At 70.8% G+C, this 18,839-nt stretch carries 21 protein-coding genes; 11 read left to right on the top strand and 10 right to left on the bottom strand.

What is annotated here, in order from left to right; all coding sequences use genetic code 11:
* Window positions 1–91: 91 nt before the first annotated feature.
* From dapF to miaA, 3 genes are all read right to left on the bottom strand, one after another.
* Entirely contained in the window at window positions 92–982 is an 891-nt protein-coding gene (gene dapF / locus ACZ7J0_RS04850; protein WP_470883984.1) for a diaminopimelate epimerase, read from the bottom strand.
* Window positions 983–1,130: 148 nt separating this feature from the next.
* Window positions 1,131–1,583, bottom strand: coding sequence for a hypothetical protein (locus ACZ7J0_RS04855; protein ID WP_470884132.1), 453 nt, complete (start codon window positions 1,581–1,583; stop codon window positions 1,131–1,133).
* Window positions 1,584–1,690: 107 nt separating this feature from the next.
* The gene (gene miaA, locus ACZ7J0_RS04860; RefSeq protein ID WP_470883986.1) at window positions 1,691–2,629 is read right to left on the bottom strand and encodes a tRNA (adenosine(37)-N6)-dimethylallyltransferase MiaA; all 939 of its coding nucleotides are present in this window, start codon (window positions 2,627–2,629) and stop codon (window positions 1,691–1,693) included.
* Between the two features lie 182 nt (window positions 2,630–2,811).
* On the opposite strand from miaA, the gene ACZ7J0_RS04865 reads away from it, so the two are divergent.
* Together ACZ7J0_RS04865 and ACZ7J0_RS04870 are read left to right on the top strand one after the other, a co-directional pair.
* Window positions 2,812–3,069, top strand: coding sequence for a hypothetical protein (locus ACZ7J0_RS04865; RefSeq protein WP_470883988.1), 258 nt, complete (start codon window positions 2,812–2,814; stop codon window positions 3,067–3,069).
* Window positions 3,070–3,112: 43 nt separating this feature from the next.
* Window positions 3,113–3,364: an antitoxin gene (locus ACZ7J0_RS04870; protein ID WP_470883990.1), complete on the top strand. Its 252-nt coding sequence runs from the start codon at window positions 3,113–3,115 to the stop codon at window positions 3,362–3,364.
* A 145-nt stretch (window positions 3,365–3,509) separates the two neighbouring features.
* Here the strand turns inward: ACZ7J0_RS04870 and ACZ7J0_RS04875 are convergent, their stop codons facing one another.
* On the bottom strand, window positions 3,510–4,259 hold the full coding sequence (locus ACZ7J0_RS04875; RefSeq protein ID WP_470883992.1) for a class III extradiol dioxygenase subunit B-like domain-containing protein: 750 nt from the start codon (window positions 4,257–4,259) through the stop codon (window positions 3,510–3,512).
* Between the two features lie 104 nt (window positions 4,260–4,363).
* On the bottom strand, window positions 4,364–5,875 hold the full coding sequence (gene miaB / locus ACZ7J0_RS04880) for a tRNA (N6-isopentenyl adenosine(37)-C2)-methylthiotransferase MiaB (protein WP_470883994.1): 1,512 nt from the start codon (window positions 5,873–5,875) through the stop codon (window positions 4,364–4,366).
* Window positions 5,876–6,066: 191 nt separating this feature from the next.
* Between miaB and ACZ7J0_RS04885 the strand changes: the two genes are divergently transcribed.
* A complete protein-coding gene (locus ACZ7J0_RS04885; protein ID WP_470883996.1) occupies window positions 6,067–7,065 on the top strand; it encodes a TAXI family TRAP transporter solute-binding subunit in 999 nt (332 codons plus the stop codon).
* A gap of 38 nt (window positions 7,066–7,103) precedes the next feature.
* Here the strand turns inward: ACZ7J0_RS04885 and ACZ7J0_RS04890 are convergent, their stop codons facing one another.
* On the bottom strand, window positions 7,104–8,501 hold the full coding sequence (locus ACZ7J0_RS04890) for a sensor histidine kinase (RefSeq protein ID WP_470883998.1): 1,398 nt from the start codon (window positions 8,499–8,501) through the stop codon (window positions 7,104–7,106).
* Between the two features lie 6 nt (window positions 8,502–8,507).
* Window positions 8,508–9,209: a response regulator transcription factor gene (locus tag ACZ7J0_RS04895; RefSeq protein WP_470884000.1), complete on the bottom strand. Its 702-nt coding sequence runs from the start codon at window positions 9,207–9,209 to the stop codon at window positions 8,508–8,510.
* A 318-nt stretch (window positions 9,210–9,527) separates the two neighbouring features.
* Here ACZ7J0_RS04895 and ACZ7J0_RS04900 point away from each other — a divergent pair, with 318 nt between their 5' ends.
* From ACZ7J0_RS04900 to ACZ7J0_RS04935, 8 genes are all read left to right on the top strand, one after another.
* The gene (locus ACZ7J0_RS04900; protein WP_470884002.1) at window positions 9,528–10,313 is read left to right on the top strand and encodes an amino acid ABC transporter ATP-binding protein; all 786 of its coding nucleotides are present in this window, start codon (window positions 9,528–9,530) and stop codon (window positions 10,311–10,313) included.
* 173 nt (window positions 10,314–10,486) lie between these two features.
* The gene (locus tag ACZ7J0_RS04905) at window positions 10,487–11,407 is read left to right on the top strand and encodes a glutamate ABC transporter substrate-binding protein (RefSeq protein WP_470884004.1); all 921 of its coding nucleotides are present in this window, start codon (window positions 10,487–10,489) and stop codon (window positions 11,405–11,407) included.
* 104 nt (window positions 11,408–11,511) lie between these two features.
* Complete coding sequence (locus tag ACZ7J0_RS04910) at window positions 11,512–12,159, top strand: amino acid ABC transporter permease (RefSeq protein ID WP_470884006.1); 648 nt, start codon at window positions 11,512–11,514, stop codon at window positions 12,157–12,159.
* On the top strand, window positions 12,156–13,067 hold the full coding sequence (locus ACZ7J0_RS04915; protein WP_470884008.1) for an amino acid ABC transporter permease: 912 nt from the start codon (window positions 12,156–12,158) through the stop codon (window positions 13,065–13,067). Before ACZ7J0_RS04910 ends, ACZ7J0_RS04915 begins: the two co-directional genes overlap by 4 nt.
* Window positions 13,068–13,230: 163 nt before the next feature.
* A complete protein-coding gene (locus ACZ7J0_RS04920; RefSeq protein ID WP_470884010.1) occupies window positions 13,231–15,060 on the top strand; it encodes an FAD-dependent monooxygenase in 1,830 nt (609 codons plus the stop codon).
* Between the two features lie 32 nt (window positions 15,061–15,092).
* Entirely contained in the window at window positions 15,093–15,179 is an 87-nt protein-coding gene (locus ACZ7J0_RS04925) for a putative leader peptide (protein ID WP_313960178.1), read from the top strand.
* An 85-nt stretch (window positions 15,180–15,264) separates the two neighbouring features.
* On the top strand, window positions 15,265–15,795 hold the full coding sequence (locus ACZ7J0_RS04930) for a cupin domain-containing protein (RefSeq protein WP_470884012.1): 531 nt from the start codon (window positions 15,265–15,267) through the stop codon (window positions 15,793–15,795).
* Window positions 15,792–16,193 (top strand): rhodanese-like domain-containing protein, encoded by a 402-nt coding sequence (locus tag ACZ7J0_RS04935; RefSeq protein WP_470884014.1) that lies wholly within the window; start codon window positions 15,792–15,794, stop codon window positions 16,191–16,193. Before ACZ7J0_RS04930 ends, ACZ7J0_RS04935 begins: the two co-directional genes overlap by 4 nt.
* Before the next feature lie 90 nt (window positions 16,194–16,283).
* Here ACZ7J0_RS04935 and recX read toward each other — a convergent pair whose 3' ends face one another.
* From recX to ACZ7J0_RS04950, 3 genes are all read right to left on the bottom strand, one after another.
* Window positions 16,284–16,850 (bottom strand): recombination regulator RecX, encoded by a 567-nt coding sequence (gene recX, locus ACZ7J0_RS04940; protein ID WP_470884015.1) that lies wholly within the window; start codon window positions 16,848–16,850, stop codon window positions 16,284–16,286.
* A gap of 3 nt (window positions 16,851–16,853) precedes the next feature.
* Window positions 16,854–17,981, bottom strand: a complete 1,128-nt coding sequence (gene recA / locus ACZ7J0_RS04945) for a recombinase RecA (RefSeq protein WP_469120846.1) — start codon at window positions 17,979–17,981, stop codon at window positions 16,854–16,856.
* 281 nt (window positions 17,982–18,262) lie between these two features.
* The gene (locus tag ACZ7J0_RS04950) at window positions 18,263–18,835 is read right to left on the bottom strand and encodes a hypothetical protein (protein ID WP_470884018.1); all 573 of its coding nucleotides are present in this window, start codon (window positions 18,833–18,835) and stop codon (window positions 18,263–18,265) included.
* Window positions 18,836–18,839: the final 4 nt, after the last annotated feature.

Here is an 18,839-nt window from a genome sequence, read left to right on the forward strand (position 1 = left end):
GCCGGGCCGGTGCTTGATGCTACCGACCCCACCACGTGGCGCAGTCGCGCTCTCGCTCAGCGTGAAACGGATCACCCATTCGAGCGAAGGTTCAGGACGCGACCGTTTCCCTGTCGTTGAGCCAGTCGGCGTCGATGGTCCCCTCGGCGACGATGACGGCGGGGCCCGTCATCTCGATGTCGCCGTCCGGGTGCTCGGTGATCACCAGGGTCCCGCCGAGCACGTCGACGGTGTACGTGACGGGGGCGCCGGTCGAAGCGGGGTCGGCGCCGTCCCTGCGGGCCGTCGCGACGGCCACGGCGCACGCGCCCGTGCCGCAGGAGCGGGTCTCGGCGGCGCCGCGCTCGTGGACGCGCATGGCCACGTGACGCGGGCCCCGGTCCACGACGAACTCGATGTTCACACCCTCGGGGTAGACCTCCGCCGGGGCGAACGGCGGCACCGACGACAGGTCGCCCGCGTGGCGCAGGTCCTCGACGAAGGCGACAGCGTGCGGATTGCCCATGTTCACATTGCGGGCGGGCCAGCTGCGGCCGTCGACGGTGACCGTGACGCCGTCCTGGGGGAGCAGGGCGCGGCCCATGGAGACCGTGACGTCGCCGTTCTTGGCGAGGTGGGTCCTCTTGACACCGGCGCGGGTGGCGATGGCGACATCTCCGGCGGTGACGAGGCCGGCGTGCTGCAGATAGCGGGCGAAGACACGCACGCCGTTTCCGCACATCTCGGCGATCGAGCCGTCGGCGTTGCGGTAGTCCATGAACCACTCGGCCTCGTCGGCCATCGCCCGGGCCTCGGGGTGGGCGGCGCTGCGCACGACGTGCAGGAGCCCGTCCCCGCCGATCCCGGCGCGACGGTCGCAGAGCCGGGCGACGACGGCCGCGGGCAGCTCGATGCCGTTGTCCGGGTCGGGGACGATCACGAAGTCGTTCTCCGTGCCGTGGCCCTTGAGGAAAGCGATCGGCGAGGTCAGCTTGGTGGTCACGGGATCAATCGTAAAGGGAGGGTCCGACAGGGCCGTCGCGGGCGCCGCGCGGGGGTTGGCGTACGTCCTGCCGGAACAGGCGCGCGGGGCGGACGGCGGGTGGGCGCGTACGTCCTGTCGGACAGGCGCGCGGGGCGGACGGCTGGGGTCAGCGGAGACGGGCGACGCGCCAGACGGCGAGCGCGACGAGCGCTCCGCTCGCGGCGAGGTACAGCGCGAGAACGCGCCAGTTCGGCCGCTCTCCGGAGCCGCGGGCCGGGAGTCCGGGCCAGGTGTGGCCGACGCGGCGGGCCGCCATCATGCCCCAGCCCGCGGCGCAGCAGCTGATCAGCAGACCCAGCATGGCGACGACGGCGCCGCCGTCCCCCGACCCGAAGGCCAGGGGGAAGGCGAACATCAGGGATCCGACAGCGGCGAGTCCCACGATGGGGGCGAGCTGCCAGATCCGCAGTCGGCGCTGCGGCCGGAGCTCGACCTCGACCTCGTCCGGAGTCATCTCCGGGGGTCCGTTCTGGTCGTCGTCAGGACCGTCGGGGCTCAGGCGGGGAACGTCGTTCCGTGCCTGCTGCCGCTGTTCTCTGTCGCGAGGGCCGGCCTCCATCGCCACGCGCCCTCCCCACTCGGATTCCACTGGTCGATCGATGCTCGATGATGGCACGCCGCCGGGCACCGAATTGAACGCCGGAGCGTCCCGATGCCATCACGTGATCAGGCTGTAACCGCTCGTTCGACCAACGTCAGCGCCCGCTCGGGGAGTTCCGCCCGGTGTTCCGCGGCGCCGCTGAGCCAGTTGACGCGCGGGTCGCGGCGGAACCACGAATCCTGGCGGCGGGCGAAACGCTTGGTGGCGCGCACGGTCTCGGCGCGCGCATCGTCCTCGGTGCACTCCCCGGCGAGCGCGGCGAGCACCTGCTGGTAGCCGAGGGCGCGGGCGGCGGTACGTCCCTCGCGCAGGCCCCGTGCCTCCAGGGACCGCACTTCGTCCACCAGACCGGCCTGCCACATCCGGTCCACGCGCGTGGTGATCCGTTCGTCGAGTTCGGGGCGCTCGACGTCGACGCCGATCTGCACCGTGTCGTACACCGGGTCGGGGCCCGGGAGGTTGGCCGTGAAGGGCTTGCCGGTGAGCTCGATGACCTCCAGCGCGCGGACGATGCGGCGGCCGTTGCTGGGCAGGATGGCCTGCGCGGCCCCGGGGTCGGCGGCGGCAAGCCGGGCGTGGAGCACCCCGGAGCCCCGCTCCTCCAGCTCGGCCTCCAGCCGGGCCCTGACGACGGGGTCGGTGCCGGGGAACTCGAGGGAGTCGATGGCGCCGCGCACATAGAGGCCGGAGCCGCCGACCAGGACGGGCGTACGGCCGGCCGCGAGCAGCCGGTCGATCTCCGCCCGGGCCAGGCGCTGGTACTCGGCGACGCTGGCGGCTTCGGTGACGTCCCAGATGTCGAGGAGGTGGTGCGTGATGCCGCCACGCTCCTCGAGCGTCAGCTTGGCGGTGCCGATGTCCATCCCCCGGTAGAGCTGCATGGAGTCGGCGTTGACGACCTCGCCGCCGAGTCGCTGGGCGAGGAATACGCCCAGATCGGACTTTCCGGCCGCTGTGGGACCGACGACGGCGATGACCCGCGGAGCGGGAGCTGCACTTCTCACTGCCCCAGTCTCGCAAACCTCCGGACGCGTCCCCGAACGAGCTACGTGACGGTCCACAGCCGGGTTCGTTGCCTGTTGCGAGGTTCCGACCGCCGGTTTCTGGACCGGCTTCACCGGGCGGCGCAACAGGGCGCTCCGGGCGACGCGGAATTTCGCCCACACGAGTACGCTATGGAGTAGATATGGGCGTTTTTGCAAGGTTTCTCCGGAAGGGGAAGGAAACTTCCGCGGCGTCAACGGAGGAGGCGCAGGCCTCCACCCTGACGGCCGAACCGGAGACGGCCGAAGACGCGTCCGAGGCGGAGCAGGTCGAGGAAGCCGCGGACGCGCCGGAGGCCGAGGCCACCGAGGGAGCGACCGGCGAGGCTGTGGAGATCCCCAAGCAGCAGTCGGCCGACGAGGCGGCGGACAACGAAGCCGGCGAGGGCGCCCGCACCTAGTGTCGGCACGCCATACGCACCCCATTACGAGGGAAGGTGACCCATGGGCCTCATGGATTCGCTGAAGGCCAAGCTCGCCCCGGCCAAGGACAAGGTCTCCGACCTCGCGCAGCAGCACGCGCCCAAGATCGACCATGGGCTGGAGAAAGCCGCGCGGATGGTCGACGAGAAGACCAAGGGCAAGTACCACGGGAAGATCGAATCGGGCACGGGCAAGGCCAAGGATGCCCTGGACCGGATCGCGCACAAGGACGACGGCAGCACGCCGCCGCCCCAGGCGCCGTCGGCCCCCTGACGTCCGGGCGTCACCTGCCTCACCCTCATCACGGCGGACGGCCGCGGAGCATCACGCTCCGCGGCCGTCCGCCGTTCGCCGTCCATCGCGAGACGGCAGGCCTCAGCCGGCGCTTCCAGGGGTGCTTCGAGGAGGTGCTCTTCCGCTAGGACCAGGCGGCGACGACGTAGCCGACGCCGTACGGCGCGTCCTCGTACAGCAGGCGGCCCTCCAGGTTCGCGCCCTCCGCGGCGCCCGCGAGGACCTGCCAAGGGGCACGGCCGGCCACCTTCAGTTCGTACGCGAGGTGCTCGTCCAGCGTCAGGAGGGCGCCGGTGTCCGCCGAGCCCAGCGCACGGGCCGTCGCGGCGTCGAAATCGGTGGCCCGCTCGTCCAGATAGCCGGGCGCCTTCAGGCTGCGGCACGCGCTGCCGTCGCCCATCACGAGGAGAGCCACACGGCCCGCCCGTACCGCCAGTTCCCGGCCGGTGGCGGCGCAGCGGTCGGGCGCGAGCCGTTCGTCGACGCCGAGGCCTTCGATCGGCGCGTCGGCCCAGTCGGCGCGCGCGAGGAGCCAGGCGGCGACGGAGAGCGCGGCGGGCAGCGGGCGGGCCTCGGCGGACGCGTCCGTACCCGCGCCCGTCTTCCTGTCCCCGGTGGTGCCCCCGCCGCCGAGCCGTACGGCGAGATCCACCCCGAAGCCGCGGAAGGAACCCGTGGAGCCCTCGGGGTACGGGCCCTGGGCGTCCTGCCCGGTCGGCGCGATCACCACCAGCCGGTCGGGCCGGGAGGCGGCGAGTACGCCGAGCGTGTCCAGACAGGCCCTGCGGGCCGGGTCCAGCTCGGGCGCTGCTCCGGCGGCGACGTCGGGGACCAGCAGGGGCGGACAGGGGCAGACGGCGGCGGCGACAAGCATGATCCGCAGCCTAGCCGGGCGGCGCCGCCGCATGGGGCGTGGCGGGCGACGCCCCCGCCCGAAGCCCCGGCTCCGGGTGACCGGGGCCGAGGCTTTCGGCGGAGTCACAGCGCCGAGCAGCCGCCCGTCATCGCGGGGAGGGGAGCCGGTGCGCCCACGGTCGGCAGGCCCAGCATCACGCCGGACTGCTGCGGGGCCGCGTTGCGCCTCTCCCAGGCGTCTCCCGCGCGGGTGCGGCGGACCCCGGTCGTCGGACCCTCGGCGAGAAGGTGGTGCGGGGCCGCGTATGTCACCTCGACGGTCACGACGTCGCCCGGACGCACCTCCTGGTCCGGCTTGGTGAAGTGGACCAGTCGGTTGTCGGGGGCGCGACCGGAGAGGCGGTGCGTGGCACCGTCCTTGCGGCCCTCGCCCTCGGCGACCATGACCTCCAGGGTCCTGCCGACCTGCTTCTTGTTCTCCTCCCAGGAGATCTCCTCCTGGAGGGCGACGAGGCGCATGTAGCGCTCCTGGACGACCTCCTTGGGGATCTGGCCCTCCATGTCGGCCGCCGGGGTCCCGGGCCGCTTGGAGTACTGGAAGGTGAAGGCGTTCGCGAAGCGGGCCTCGCGGACCGTGTGCATGGTCTGCTCGAAGTCCTCCTCGGTCTCGCCGGGGAATCCCACGATGATGTCGGTGGAGATGGCGGCGTGCGGGATGGCGGCGCGCACCTTCTCGATGATCCCGAGGAAGCGCTCCTGGCGGTACGAGCGGCGCATCGCCTTGAGCACGGTGTCCGAGCCGGACTGCAGCGGCATGTGCAATTGCGGCATCACATTGGGCGTCTCGGCCATCGCCGCGATCACGTCATCGGTGAAATCGCGCGGATGCGGCGAGGTGAAACGGACCCGCTCCAGGCCCTCGATCTTCCCGCAGGCGCGCAGCAGCTTGGAGAAGGCCTCGCGGTCGCCGATGTCGGAGCCGTACGCGTTGACGTTCTGGCCGAGCAGGGTGATCTCGGAGACGCCCTCGCCGACCAGCGCCTCGATCTCGGCGAGGATGTCACCGGGCCGGCGGTCCTTCTCCTTGCCCCGCAGCGCGGGGACGATACAGAAGGTGCACGTGTTGTTGCAGCCGACGGAGATCGAGACCCAGGCCGCGTAGGCGGACTCGCGCCGGGTCGGCAGCGTGGAGGGGAACGCCTCCAGCGATTCGGCGATCTCGATCTGCGCCTCCTCCTGGATGCGGGCGCGCTCCAGGAGCACCGGCAGTTTGCCGATGTTGTGCGTGCCGAAGACCACGTCGACCCACGGGGCCTTCTTCACGATGGTGTCGCGGTCCTTCTGGGCCAGGCAGCCGCCGACGGCGATCTGCATGCCCGGGCGCGACGTCTTCATCGGGGCGAGCCTGCCGAGGTTGCCGTACAGCTTGTTGTCGGCGTTCTCACGGACGGCGCAGGTGTTGAAGACGACGACGTCGGCGTCACCGTCGGAACCCTCGGGCGCGCGGACGTAGCCGGCGTCCTCCAGCAGGCCGGAGAGCCGCTCGGAATCGTGGACGTTCATCTGGCACCCGTAGGTGCGCACTTCGTACGTTCGCTGGGTGTCCACTGCCGGGCTCCGGTCGCTGCTGGTCATGTGACAAGGGTAGGCGGTGCCCGGAGTACCTCCTCCTCGGACCGGGAGAATCCTCGGACCGCCATTCTCCGGACTGTGAGAACCCCGGACCGCGGGAATCCACAGACCCTGAGAAGCCCCGGACCGTGAGACTCGTCCCGCGGGAACTCATCCCCTGGCCATTACGGCGAGTGAGCTGGCAGGATCGCGCCATGCTTCCCGTACTGTCCCGCATCGGCCGTCGCCGCGTTCTCATGGGCGTGGCCGCCGTCCTGGTGGCGCTCGGGCTGGTCGCGTGGTGGCTGATGCCGCTCGGGCGGTCGGCTCCGAGCGGGCGGGTCACGTTCAGTACGGGCGTACCGACGGGGGTGTACCAGCGCTACGGCGAGCTGTTGCAGCACGCCCTGGCTCGTGACCTGCCGGATGTCGCCGTGGAGCTGCGCGACAGCGAGGGGTCCCAGCAGAACCTGGCGCGCCTGGCATCCGGCGAGGCCGACTTCACCGTCGCGACGGCGGACGCCGTGGCGACCTACCAGCGCAACCGGAAGCCCGGATCCGACCGGCTGCGCGGCTGCGCGCGCCTCTACGACGACTACGTGCAGCTGATCGTGCGCAAGTCCTCCAAGGTCGAGAAGGCGAGCGACCTGCGCTCACTGCGCGTGGGTGTCGGCCAGGAGGGCTCGGGCGTGCGACTGATCGCCGACCGTCTCCTGACGGCGGCGGGGCTCGACCCGGCGAAGGACATCGTCCCGGTCTCGGCGGGCATCGACACCATGCCGGGGAAGCTCGAGCGCAATGAGCTGGACGCCTTCTTCTGGTCGGGCGGTCTGCCCACCAACCCGGTGCAGGCGCTCTCGGAGCGGCTTCCGATCCGGCTGATCCCGCTCGACGGGGCCCTGGTCGACCGGCTCCACTCGGCGGGCGAGAGCACGCGCTACTACCGCTCGGCGGTCGTGCCGGCCGACGCCTACGCCTTGGCGCAGGACGGCAAGCCGGTGGAGACGGTGGCGGTGGCGAACCTGCTCGTCACCACGGACCGTACGGATCCGGACCTTGCGGAGGGCTTCACCGGCACGGTGATCCGCAGCCGCGACCGGATCGGCAGCAAGGTGCACCCGGCGCAGCTGGTGGACCTGCGGACGGCGATCTACACGGACCCGATACCTCTGCACGAAGGGGCCAGGCGCTACTACCGCTCGGTCAAGCCGTAGGGCCGCCGGAGGCGGCAGCCGACCGGACGACGCGGCGGCTAGCGGGAGTGCGGCGCGGTCCTGGGCAGGGTCACCGTCACCCGCAGGCCGTGCGGCTCGTGCGGGGCGTAGGTGATCGAGCCGCCGCCTGCCGAGAGCAGGGCCCGTGAGATCGACAGGCCGAGCCCGGAGCCCTTGACGTTCTGGTGGCGGTTGCTGCGCCAGAAACGGTCGCCCACGCGGGTCAGCTCCTCCTCGGTCAGGCCGGGGCCCCGGTCGGCGACCACCACCGTGGAGGTCTCCCCGTTGGAGGCGACGGAGACGGTGACCTCCTCACCCGCCGGCGTGAACTTGAGGGCGTTGTCGATCACCGCGTCGAGCGCGCTGGAGAGCGCCACGGGGTCGGCCCAGGCGGTGACGGCGGCGCCGTCGCCGGTGAGTGCGACGCCCTTCTCCTCGGCGAGCGGGCGCCAGGCCGCGACGCGTTCGGCGGCGAGTTCACCGATGTCGGTGAGCTTGAGGTCGGCCGCGGCGTGCTCGGCGAGGGCGAGATCGAGGAGGTCGTCGAGTACCTGGGCCAGCCGCTTGCCCTCGGTGCGGACGGAGGCGATCTCCGGGTTGCCCTCGGGGAGTTCGAGCCCGAGCAGCTCGATCCGCAGCAGCAGCGCGGCCAGGGGGTTGCGCAGCTGGTGGGAGGCGTCGGCGACGAAAGCGCGCTGTTGCTCCAGTACGTCTTCGACGTTGTCGGCCATCTCGTTGAACGAGCGGGCCAGGCGCCTCAGTTCGGGTGGACCGCCGGCCGCCGCGACGCGGGAGTTCATCCGCCCGGTCGCGATGTCATGGGTGACCGCGTCGAGTACACGCACGGGTCGCAGTACCCAGCCGGTGAGCCGGAACGCCGCGCCGACGGCGAGCAGCATCGCCGCGGACTCGCCCGCCACGATGAGCAGCCAGCCGTGCAGGATCCGTGAACGCAGCTGCCCGGTGGGCGAGTCGGTGACCACGACGGCGACGACGTCCCCGTCGCGTACGACCGGAGAGGCGACGGCGAGACGGCCGTTGTTCTGCCACGGCCAGACCTGGGGCGGGTCGTGGCTGCGGCGGCCGGCCAGCGCCTCCCGGAAGGCCCGGCGCTCCTCCCCGTAGGAGGGCAGGGTGAAGTCGTGGGGGGCGACCCCCATCGCGCGGTTGTCGCGGTAGAAGACGCCCGCCCGGATCCCGTACACCTCGTGGTAGCTGGCGAGTTCGCCGGCCAGGGTGCTGCGCCGCTCGTCGATGCCCGTGTCGTTCTCGGTGACGAACTGCGCGAGCGCGGCGAACCGGGCCGCGTCGTCGATCCGGTCGACGACGACCCGCTGCTGTTCGGCGGCGGCCAGACTGACGGCGAGCGGGAAGCCGAGGGCCAGCAGGACGCCGGCCATCAGGACGATGAGGAGCGGGAGGAGGCGAGTACGCACAGGGACTTACGCGGCCGGTGCGACCAGGCGGTAGCCGACGCCGCGCACGGTCTCGATCAGGCTGGGCATGCGCAGCTTGGAGCGCAGGGAAGCCACATGCACCTCGAGCGTGCGACCGGTGCCCTCCCAGCTGGTGCGCCACACCTCGCTGATGATCTGCTCCCGCCGGAAAACCACTCCGGGCCGCTGGGCGAGCAGCGCGAGGAGGTCGAACTCCTTGCGCGTGAGCTGCACGGTCGCCCCGTCGACACTGACCCTGCGGGTCGGCAGTTCGATCGTGACGGAACCGAGGCTCAGCGCGTCCGCGGCGCCGGCGCCGGACTCCTCGCCGCCGGTGGTGCGCCGGCTCACGGCGTGGATACGGGCGAGCAGTTCGCCGGTGTCGTACGGCTTGACGACATAGTCGTCGGCCCCGAGGTTGAGGCCGTGTATACGGGAGCGCACGTCGGCGCGCGCGGTGACCATGATCACCGGCGTCGCGGTGAGCTTCCTGATCTTCCCGCAGACCTGGTAGCCGTCCTGGTCGGGCAGCCCGAGGTCCAGCAGGACCACGCCGAACGGCGGCTTGTCGCCCTGCACGGACGGCAGCAGCGCCTTGAGCGCCTCCTCGCCGCTGCGCGCGTGCGTGACGGCGAAGCCGTGCTTGGCGAGCACGGCCGACAGGGCGGCGGCGACGTGGTCGTCGTCCTCGACGAGCAGCAGTCTCATGGCCCCCCTCCGGTCGTGCGGTCGCGTGTGTGATCGTCCCGCTCGGTCTACCCGCGGGGGCGTCGGTCCAGCCGCCTGATCATCCCGTGTCTTCGTGTCTATCAGGGCATGAACGCCGATGGTCGGTGTGGCAGTCAAGGGCCTACCCGTGACAGCGGGGTTTCCGTTATCCACCCGGTACTCCACCCGCCGCCCTGTTCACGCGGAGTGTCCGGTTGAAGCCGGATCGTTATGCTCAATTTCCGCTCAGATGTAATGACGCTGGTCGCAACGCGTGATTAGTGTCCTCCCAACCGAGGAGGACGGAGCAAGAAGCCGATGAGCGGAGTTTCAGTGACCAAGGGCGACAAGGACGCCGCGGCGGCGTCGGGCGACCTGGTCGTGCTGAGCAACGTCAACAAGCACTTCGGCGCGCTGCATGTGCTCCAGGACATCGATCTGACCATCGCCCGTGGCGAGGTCGTGGTCGTCATCGGGCCCTCCGGGTCCGGCAAGTCCACGTTGTGCCGCACCATCAACCGCCTGGAGACGGTCGACTCGGGCTCCATCACGATCGACGGCAAGCCGCTGCCCCAGGAGGGCAAGGAGCTGGCCCGGCTGCGTGCCGATGTGGGCATGGTCTTCCAGTCGTTCAACCTCTTCGCGCACAAGACTGTGCTGGAGAACGTGATGCTGGGCCAGGTCAAGGTCCGCAAGGCGGACAAGAAGGCCGCGGAGGAGAAGGCCCGCACCCTGCTGGACCGGGTGGGTGTCGGCTCGCAGGCCGACAAGTACCCGGCGCAGCTCTCGGGCGGGCAGCAGCAGCGCGTCGCCATCGCCCGTGCCCTGGCGATGGATCCCAAGGTGATGCTCTTCGACGAGCCCACGTCGGCGCTCGACCCGGAGATGATCAACGAGGTCCTGGAGGTCATGCAGCAGCTGGCCCGCGACGGCATGACGATGGTCGTCGTCACGCACGAGATGGGCTTCGCCCGCTCCGCCGCGAACCGGGTCGTCTTCATGGCCGACGGAAAGATCGTCGAAGAGGCGACTCCGGACCAGTTCTTCAGCAGTCCGCGCAGCGACCGGGCCAAGGACTTCCTGTCGAAGATCCTTCACCACTGACGTGTACTGCCGAAGTGCACCCGCGGGGGTGCGCTGACGCGGTGTACTGCTGGCGTGCACTTTCGACGTGTACTGACGCGGTGTGCTGACGAGGTACACCGCCGACGTCCTCGTGGACGTCCACCACTGACGACCAACGCGACCAACGACCCACGACTTAAGGGATGTTCACCATGAAGCTCCGCAAGACGGCCGCCGTGGCCGTTGCTGTGCTCGCGCTGACCGCGACCGCCTGTGGTGGCAAGGAAGGCTCCGCCGGCGACAAGCCCACCGGGATCAAGCCGGGTGCGACGAACGCGCCGCAGCTGCCCAAGTACGTCGTCGCCTCCGAGGTGAAGCTGGATTCGGCGACCTACAAGAAGGCCAAGGAGCGCGGCAAGCTGATCATCGGCTCCAAGGCCGACCAGCCCTACCTCGGCTTCGAGGACCAGGCGACCAAGAAGCGCTCCGGCTTCGACGTCGAGATCGCCAAGATGATCGCCGCCGACCTGGGTTTCACCGAGAACCAGATCGAGTGGAAGACCGTCGACTCCAAGCTCCGTGAGACCGCGATCTCCACGGGCCAGGTCGACTACTACGTCGGCACCTACACGATCAACGACAAGCGCAAGGCGCAGGTCGGCTTCGCGGGTCCGTACTACAAGGCCGGCGCCGACCTCCTGGTCCGCAAGGACGAGACCGGTATCACCGGTCCGCAGAGCCTCAAGGGCAAGAAGGTCTGCTCCATCACGGGCTCCACCCCGCTGCAGGAGATCAAGAAGCCCGAGTACGGCGCGCAGACCACCGAGCTCGCCAAGTACTCCGACTGCGTGCAGCAGCTGCTCACCAAGCAGGTCGACGCCGTCACCACCGACGACTCGATCCTCAAGGGCTACGCGGCCGCCAACTCCGGCAAGCTCAAGGTCGTCGGCAAGCCGTTCACCGAGGAGCCCTACGGCGTCGGCATGAACAAGGACGACAAGGCCCTGCGCACCGCGATCAACGACTCGCTCGACAAGCACATCAAGGACGGCACGTACAAGAAGATCTACGAGGCGACCCTGGGCCTGTCCGGCTCCGCCTTCGTCGCGCCGCCGGCGATCGTCCGCTACTGACGAACCGGCCGATGAGGAGCGCCCCGTACTCCGGTACGGGGCGCCCCATCCCCTGCCCGTGCACCCCTCGCCCGTAAGCCGCTGACCGCCGACGCGGAGACCTCATGAACGTACTGCTCGACCATTTCCAGGATTTCCGCGACGGCTTCATAGGCACCTTGTCGATCACCGTCGTCAGCTCGGTCATCGCACTGGTCCTCGGCATCGTCATCGCCGGCTTCCGGGTCTCCCCCGTTCCTCCGCTGCGCTTCTTCGGGACCCTCTGGGTCACCCTGCTGCGCAACACCCCGCTGACCCTGCTCTTCCTCGTCGCGACCTTCGTGGTGCCCGAGGTGCTGTTCCCGGGCATGAGCCCCTTCGTCCTCGGGTCCCTCGCTCTCGGCTTCTACACCTCCGCCTTCATCTGCGAGGCCGTCCGCTCCGGCATCGGCACGGTGCCGCTCGGCCAGGCCGAGGCCGCCCGCTCCCTCGGTATGACGTTCTCGCAGACCCTGCGCATGATCGTGCTGCCGCAGGCGACCAGGACGGTACTGCCACCGCTCAGCTCGATCTTCATCGCGCTGACGAAGAACTCGGCCATCGCCGGTGCCTTCAGCGTCGCCGATCTCTTCGGCTGGCAGACCCTGATGAGCGAGGAGGGCTACGCCATCGCCCCCATCTTCCTCTGGGTGGCCATCGCCTATCTGATCATCACGTTCACCATCAGCGGGATCTTCCGTGTCCTTGAGCGCCGCATGGAGGTCGCCCGATGAGTGCCAGCGTTCTCTATGACGCCCCCGGCCCCAAGGCCGTCGTACGCAACCGGATCTACTCGGTCCTCGGCACCCTCGCGCTGCTCGCGCTGGTCGCCGTCACCGTGGCACGGCTCAGCGAAAAGGGGCACCTCGCCCCCGAGATGTGGGACATCTTCAACTACGCGGGCATCCGGCAGAACATCGCCGACGCCGTGCTCGCCACCCTCAAGGCGTTCGGACTCGCGGCGGTCGGCTCGCTGGTCCTCGGCGTCCTGCTCGCCGTCGCCCGGCTCTCCGACCACAAGCCGGTCCGCTGGCTGGCCACCGGCTTCATCGAGATCTTCCGCTCCATCCCGCTGCTGATCACGATCTACGCCGTATGGGTCGGCTTCCTCACCGAGTACTCGATGTGGGCGCTGGCGCTCGGCCTGTCGATCTACAACGGCTGCGTGCAGGCCGAGGTGCTGCGCGCCGGCATCAACTCCGTGCCCAAGGGGCAGCGCGAGGCGGCGTACGCGCTCGGCATGAGCAAGACCCAGGTCATGACCAGCGTGCTGATGCCGCAGGCGGTCCGGGCCATGCTGCCGACGATCATCAGCCAGCTGGTGGTGACCCTCAAGGACACCTCGCTCGGCTTCATCATCCTGTACCCCGAGCTGCTCCAGACGGCCCGGCTCATCGCCTCGAACACGCAGGTCAACGGCCAGTACCCGTACGTCTCGACGATCATCGTCATCGGCTCGATCTACATCGCGATGTGCCTGTTGCTCTCCGCGCTCGCCACCTGGATCGAGAAGCGCGGCCGCCGCGCCAAGACCGGCATCGGGCCGGCGCCGACCGGCCAGGCCGTGGTCGCCGGCGCGAGCTTCGAGGCAGCCCCTCTCGTCGGCGACGGCGTCGACGGGGCTGATGGCTCGCTGAACTGACGGTATGTGACATCATCCGGGGGCAGTGGCAGTCGCGCCGCTGCCCCCGTCGCTTGACGCACGCACCCGCAGTGGGTTGCATACGTTCTGTGACCACGCACCGGGCTCCCGCCACACTCTTCCGTGCATCCCGCATGACCGAATGTGCTTCAGGAGCCACTCCGTGGACCCCGTGATCGTCGTCGGAGCGGGGCCCGTCGGGCTCACGCTCTCCCTCGCCCTGGCCGCCCAGGGCGTTCCTTCCGTCGTGCTGGACGAGGGCCCCGGCAAGGACGAACCGCGCCCCGCCCGCACGGTCGTCCTGCGCCCCGACATGGCCGCTCTGGTGGAACGCCTCGGCTCTGCCACCCTCCGCGACGAGGGCACCCGATGGGTCGGCTGGCGGTCCCTGCGCCGCAAGCAACAGATGCGCCACGTGGAACTGCGGCCCTTCGCCCTCGACGAGGGCGACGACCACGTCGACGGCGGGGACGCGCCGCCGACCGAGGACGCGCCCGGCGCCGAGGCGCTGCTCGCGCCGCTGCACATCCCGCAGCACGCCCTGACCCGCGGCCTGCGCGACGCCGTCGCCGCCCACGACCTGATCCAGATCGTCACGCACAGTCGCCTGGACTCCGTCGAGCAGGACGGGCACGGCATCACCGCCCACACCCGCGGCCCGGAGGCCACCTGGTGGCGCGGAAGCCATCTGGTCGGCTGCGACGGGGCCCGCTCCACCGTGCGCAAGCTGCTGGGCGTGCGCTTTCCGGGGCGCACGGCCGTCGAACGTCACGCCGTCGCCGCGCTGCGCACCGAACTCCCCTGGCCCGGTGAGGCCGTGCTGCACCGTCAGCCGCCGTGGCCCGGCGCCGGGGAGGAGATCAACGCCCGCCCCCTGCCGGACGGCACCTGGCGCATCGACTGGCTCCTGCCGCCGCGCGGCGACCTGGTCACTCCCGACGCGCTGGTGACCCGTATCCGCGACACCCTGGCCGGCTGGTGCGGTGAGACGCCGCCGTACGAACTCATCGACACCGGCGTCCACACCCTGCACCACCGCCTGGCCCGGCGCTGGCGCGTCGGCCGGGTCTTCCTCGCCGGGGACGCGGCCCATCTGCTGGGCGCGGTCGGCACCCAGGGCGTGGACGAGGGGCTGCGGGACGTCGACAACCTGGCATGGAAACTGGCGCACGCCTGGCACCACGGGCCCTCCGACACCCTGCTCGACAGCTATCAGACCGAGCGGCGCGCGGCGGTCGCCTCCCGCCTGCGGGCGGCGGACCAGTCGCTCCCCGTCCTGCGCGGAGGCGGCGGGCTGCGCACGTACATCCCGGGGAGCACGCGCGGCTACGACAGCCTGCTGGCCGACGGCCATCTGGGGCGCGGCCCGCTGGGCGCGCCCCCCGCTTACCCGCACTCCCCCCTCGCGCCTCCGCATACCGACGGCCAGACGCCGGTGGGTACGCCGACGGGCGCGCCGGTCGAGGACGTACGGGTGACGGCGCCCGACGGCACGGCCGTACGGCTCCGGGACCGGTTGGGGCGGGGACGGCTGCTCGTCGTCCTCGTCGCGCCCGGTACCGGGGTGTGGGACCGCAGGCACTGGATGACCGCCGGGGTGATGCCCCGGCTGGCCGCCGCGGTGACGGCGTTGCCGGTCAGGGCGGAGGTGCTGGTGACCGAGGGGTATCCGGGCGCCGCGGCACACACCGTGCTGCTGGTGCGACCCGACGGACATCTGGCCGCGGCGTTCTCCGGGGTCCGCCCGGCCGAGCTGTACGAGGCGGCGGACGCGGTACGCGGTGGCGCGCCGGCGACCGGGGCGAGGACGCCGTCCGGCGCGGGGCCGAGAACGGGGATGGGATCCGGTTCGGCGGCGGGGGCCGGGTCCGGAGCGGTGGCGGGGTACGGAGCCGCATCCGGTTCGGGGGCCGGGGCGGCATCCGGTTCGGGGGCCGGGTCGGCTTCCGGTTCGGGGGCCGCGGGAAGTGACCGTACGGCGGACGTCAATTGACCGTCGCGGGCGCGCATGGTGTACTCCGGATCATGACCGACACCTGTGTGCGCCTGTGGCGGAGGGTCCATATGGACCTCGTCCGCTACGCGGGCTGCGTGTGTCGCCCCTCCTGCTGACTTCGCCCTTCCCTTCGCGTGCCGCCGCGCCCTCGCGCGCTCTGTGACGCCGCACGCGCTTCCGCGAACTCTCAGGACGGTTCCCATGTCCACGTCTGCGCCCCTGCCCGTCGCCGCGCCCTCGGCGCCCACCGCCGCCGACCTCCTCGACTTCGTCCACCGCACCGCCGCCGACGCCGAACTGATCGCCTCACTCCCCCTCGACCCCGAGGGCCGTACGTGGGTACGGCTCGAAGGGCCCGGCGGCAGCGAGGCCTGGCTCATCGGCTGGCCGCCGGGCACCGGCACCGGCTGGCACGACCACGCCGACTCGCTCGGCGCCTTCGCCACCGCGCGGGGCGAGCTGAAGGAGAACTCACTCGCCGTCCGACTGCCCACCGGCGGCTGGAAGACCCTCGAACTCCACGAAGGCGTGGACCGGGAGCGGCGGTTGGCCGTCGGCAAGAGCCGTGCGTTCGGTCAGTTCCATGTGCACGAAGTGCTCAATGAGTCGACCGAGGAGCACGCCGTGTCGGTCCACGCGTACTACCCGCCGCTGCCTCTGATCCGGCGCTACAGCCGGACGGGCGCGGTACTCCGCCTTGAGCAGGTCGAGCGTCCGGAGGACTGGCAGTGAGTGAGAAGAAGGTATCCGTCGACGACCTGCTGGAGAGCGCGCGAGGAGGTCTCACGCGGATCTCACCGCATGAGGCCTTCGAGGCGTACCGGGCCGGCCACGCGCTTCTGGTGGACACCCGTTATCAGGCACAGCGCGAGCGCGACGGGGTGATCCCCGGGGCGCTGCGGGTGGAACGCAACGAGCTGGAGTGGCGGCTGGATCCGCAGGGCAGCCACCGCTTGCCCCAGGCCGACAGCCACGACCGTCAGGTGGTGGTGCTGTGCAACGAGGGATACGCGTCGTCGTTCGCGGCGGCCTCCCTCCGCCAACTGGGCCTGCACCGGGCGACGGACCTGGTCGGCGGCTTCCAGGCGTGGAAGGCGGCCGGCCTCCCGGTCGTCACCTCCACACCCTGATCCCGGGCCGGGGGCGGCCCGGCGGATGAGGGCGGCCCTGCGAACACCGGCCGAGCCCCGAGCGCTTCCGGGCCCTGATCCCCGCAGGGCCTAGAAGGGCTCGTCCAGGCCCTCGGTGTCCTCGCCCTCTTCCTCCAGCGCCTGCCGGACCACCCGCAGGGCCATGCCCTCCGGGTATCCCTTGCGGGCGAGCATGCCCGCGAGCCTGCGCAGTCGACGGTCCCGCTCGAGCCCCCGGGTGGCCCGGAGCTTTCGCTCGACCAGCTCCCGGGCGGTCGCCTCCTCCTGCTCGGAGTCGAGCTGCCCGACGGCTTCGTCGATCAGCGCCGGGTCCACGCCCTTGGTACGCAGCTCCCGCGCGAGCGCACGGCGGGCGAGCCCCCGGCCGTGGTGCCGGGACTCCACCCAGGCGCCGGCGAACGCGGCGTCGTCGATGAGCCCGACGTCCTCGAAGCGGGAGAGGACCTCATCAGCGACCTCATCCGGGATGTCCCGCTTGCGCAGGGCGTCCGCGAGCTGCTTTCGGGTGCGTGGGGTCCCGGTGAGCAGGCGCAGGCAGATCGCCCGCGCCCGCTCAGCGGGATCCTGGGGCGACAGCTCCTTCTCGGCCCTCGACGAGTCGGTGCTGTCGCCCGGCCATTCGGTGCGGCCGGTCACGGGCTAGCCCTTGGCCGTCGTGGCCTTGGTCGCCTTGGTGGCCTTGCTCGCAGGGGCGGGGACGGACTTCGCCGACTCGTCGGTGGCGGCCACGGCCGCCGCGTCCGCGCCCGGCTCGGCCGTCGGTGCCTCGGGGCGAACGCCGACGCCCAGCTTCTCCTTGATCTTCTTCTCGATCTCGTTGGCGAGATCGGGATTGTCCTTCAGGAAGTTGCGGGCGTTCTCCTTGCCCTGGCCCAGCTGGTCGCCCTCGTACGTGTACCAGGCGCCGGCCTTGCGTACGAAGCCGTGCTCGACGCCCATGTCGATCAGGCCGCCCTCGCGGCTGATGCCCTGGCCGTAGAGGATGTCGAACTCGGCCTGCTTGAAGGGCGGCGCGACCTTGTTCTTGACGACCTTGACGCGGGTGCGGTTGCCGACCGCGTCGGTGCCGTCCTTGAGCGTCTCGATCCGGCGGATGTCGAGGCGCACCGAGGCGTAGAACTTGAGGGCGCGGCCACCGGTCGTGGTCTCCGGCGAGCCGAACATCACGCCGATCTTCTCGCGGAGCTGGTTGATGAAGATCGCCGTGGTCTTGGACTGGTTGAGCGCGCTGGTGATCTTCCGGAGGGCCTGGCTCATCAGACGCGCCTGGAGACCCACGTGCGAATCGCCCATCTCGCCCTCGATCTCCGCCCGCGGCACCAGGGCCGCCACGGAGTCGATCACGATGAGGTCGAGCGCGCCGGAGCGCACCAGCATGTCGACGATCTCCAGGGCCTGCTCGCCGTTGTCCGGCTGGGACAGGATCAGGTTGTCGATGTCGACGCCGAGCTTCTTGGCGTACTCGGGGTCGAGGGCGTGCTCGGCGTCCACGAAGGCCACCTGGCCGCCGGCCTTCTGCGCGTTGGCCACGGCGTGCAGCGTCAGCGTCGTCTTACCGGAGGACTCCGGTCCGTACACCTCCACCACCCGGCCGCGCGGCAGGCCGCCGACTCCGAGCGCGACGTCCAGCGCGGTCGATCCGGTGGGGATGACCTCGATGGGCTCATTCGGTCGCTCGCCCAGGCGCATCACTGCGCCCTTGCCGAACTGCCGTTCAATCTGCGCGAGCGCGGCGTCGAGCGCCTTCTCGCGGTCGGTTCCTGCCATGGGTTCCACCCGATTTGCTTGAGTCGATCGCTTCACGTGAAAGACGCTAACCCCTGCCACTGACAATGGGCCCCGGCGTCCGTCCGGCCTGTGGATAACTCCCTCACCAAACAGCTTGCCCCACGCCTCGCCACCCCCGGGAAGGACCGGGCCGGAGACCTATAAGAATGGATGTTCGATTTTGGTGTCAAGCGACACACCACACGCCGACGCGGGCACTCCGGCTGAGTGCCCGCGTCGGTCCGTGCCAGGGGTTCGGACTGCTCTCGTCCGGAGTCGTCTCAGGTGCTGAGGAGCCGGTTGAAGAACGAGCGGTAGCGCTGAAGAGCCAGGCGCAGGTCCTCGGTGGGAACCTCCTCGCCGGCCTGCCACTGGCCTTCCAGGTCCTGCTTGTGGGAGGAGAAGGACGCTGCCAGGGTCTGCATCACCTCGGCGACCAGCCCGTCGGCGGAACGGACCGCCTCACGGGGATCGTCCACGAAGCGCCCCTGGATCTCGCTCCAGGAGCCGCGGAAACCCTCGGCCTGGCCCGCGTCGAGCAGGGGCTGGTCCTCCCCGGCCTTCTTCTCGTCGAGGTCCCGATCGCCCCCGTCGAACGCACCCTCGTCGTCCACACCCGCGTCGGCACCCGCGTCCGCGGAGGCGTCCCGGCCCGTGTCCAGGCCCGTGTCGTTGTCGGTGTCCCGGCGGCCCCGCTCGTAGACCTCGGCGCGGTCGCCCGACGTCGCCTCCCCGGGGTAGACCGCCTGTCCCGCCCCGGGATCCGCGCTCGGTTCCGTGCCGCCCGCGCCCGCCAGCTGCTCGGTGGTCACGCCGTCCCCGTTCGCCGGTTCGCGTATGTCGTCCTGTCGCATCTCA

The sequence above is a fragment of the Streptomyces sp. NPDC038280 genome, from assembly GCF_055600045.1.

Bases quoted from the DNA above. Each gene is read 5' to 3' on its own strand.
- ACZ7J0_RS04915 (WP_470884008.1), top strand. From the start codon at position 12,156: ATGAGTGCCAGCGTTCTCTATGACGCCCCCGGCCCCAAGGCCGTCGTA.
- recA (WP_469120846.1), bottom strand. From the start codon at position 17,981: ATGGCAGGAACCGACCGCGAGAAGGCGCTCGACGCCGCGCTCGCGCAG.
- ACZ7J0_RS04900 (WP_470884002.1), top strand. From the start codon at position 9,528: ATGAGCGGAGTTTCAGTGACCAAGGGCGACAAGGACGCCGCGGCGGCG.
- ACZ7J0_RS04865 (WP_470883988.1), top strand. From the start codon at position 2,812: ATGGGCGTTTTTGCAAGGTTTCTCCGGAAGGGGAAGGAAACTTCCGCG.
- ACZ7J0_RS04885 (WP_470883996.1), top strand. From the start codon at position 6,067: ATGCTTCCCGTACTGTCCCGCATCGGCCGTCGCCGCGTTCTCATGGGC.
- ACZ7J0_RS04855 (WP_470884132.1), bottom strand. From the start codon at position 1,583: ATGGAGGCCGGCCCTCGCGACAGAGAACAGCGGCAGCAGGCACGGAAC.
- ACZ7J0_RS04910 (WP_470884006.1), top strand. From the start codon at position 11,512: ATGAACGTACTGCTCGACCATTTCCAGGATTTCCGCGACGGCTTCATA.
- ACZ7J0_RS04895 (WP_470884000.1), bottom strand. From the start codon at position 9,209: ATGAGACTGCTGCTCGTCGAGGACGACGACCACGTCGCCGCCGCCCTG.
- ACZ7J0_RS04930 (WP_470884012.1), top strand. From the start codon at position 15,265: ATGTCCACGTCTGCGCCCCTGCCCGTCGCCGCGCCCTCGGCGCCCACC.
- ACZ7J0_RS04925 (WP_313960178.1), top strand. From the start codon at position 15,093: ATGACCGACACCTGTGTGCGCCTGTGGCGGAGGGTCCATATGGACCTC.
- miaB (WP_470883994.1), bottom strand. From the start codon at position 5,875: ATGACCAGCAGCGACCGGAGCCCGGCAGTGGACACCCAGCGAACGTAC.
- ACZ7J0_RS04950 (WP_470884018.1), bottom strand. From the start codon at position 18,835: ATGCGACAGGACGACATACGCGAACCGGCGAACGGGGACGGCGTGACC.
- ACZ7J0_RS04875 (WP_470883992.1), bottom strand. From the start codon at position 4,259: ATGCTTGTCGCCGCCGCCGTCTGCCCCTGTCCGCCCCTGCTGGTCCCC.
- ACZ7J0_RS04870 (WP_470883990.1), top strand. From the start codon at position 3,113: ATGGGCCTCATGGATTCGCTGAAGGCCAAGCTCGCCCCGGCCAAGGAC.
- ACZ7J0_RS04905 (WP_470884004.1), top strand. From the start codon at position 10,487: ATGAAGCTCCGCAAGACGGCCGCCGTGGCCGTTGCTGTGCTCGCGCTG.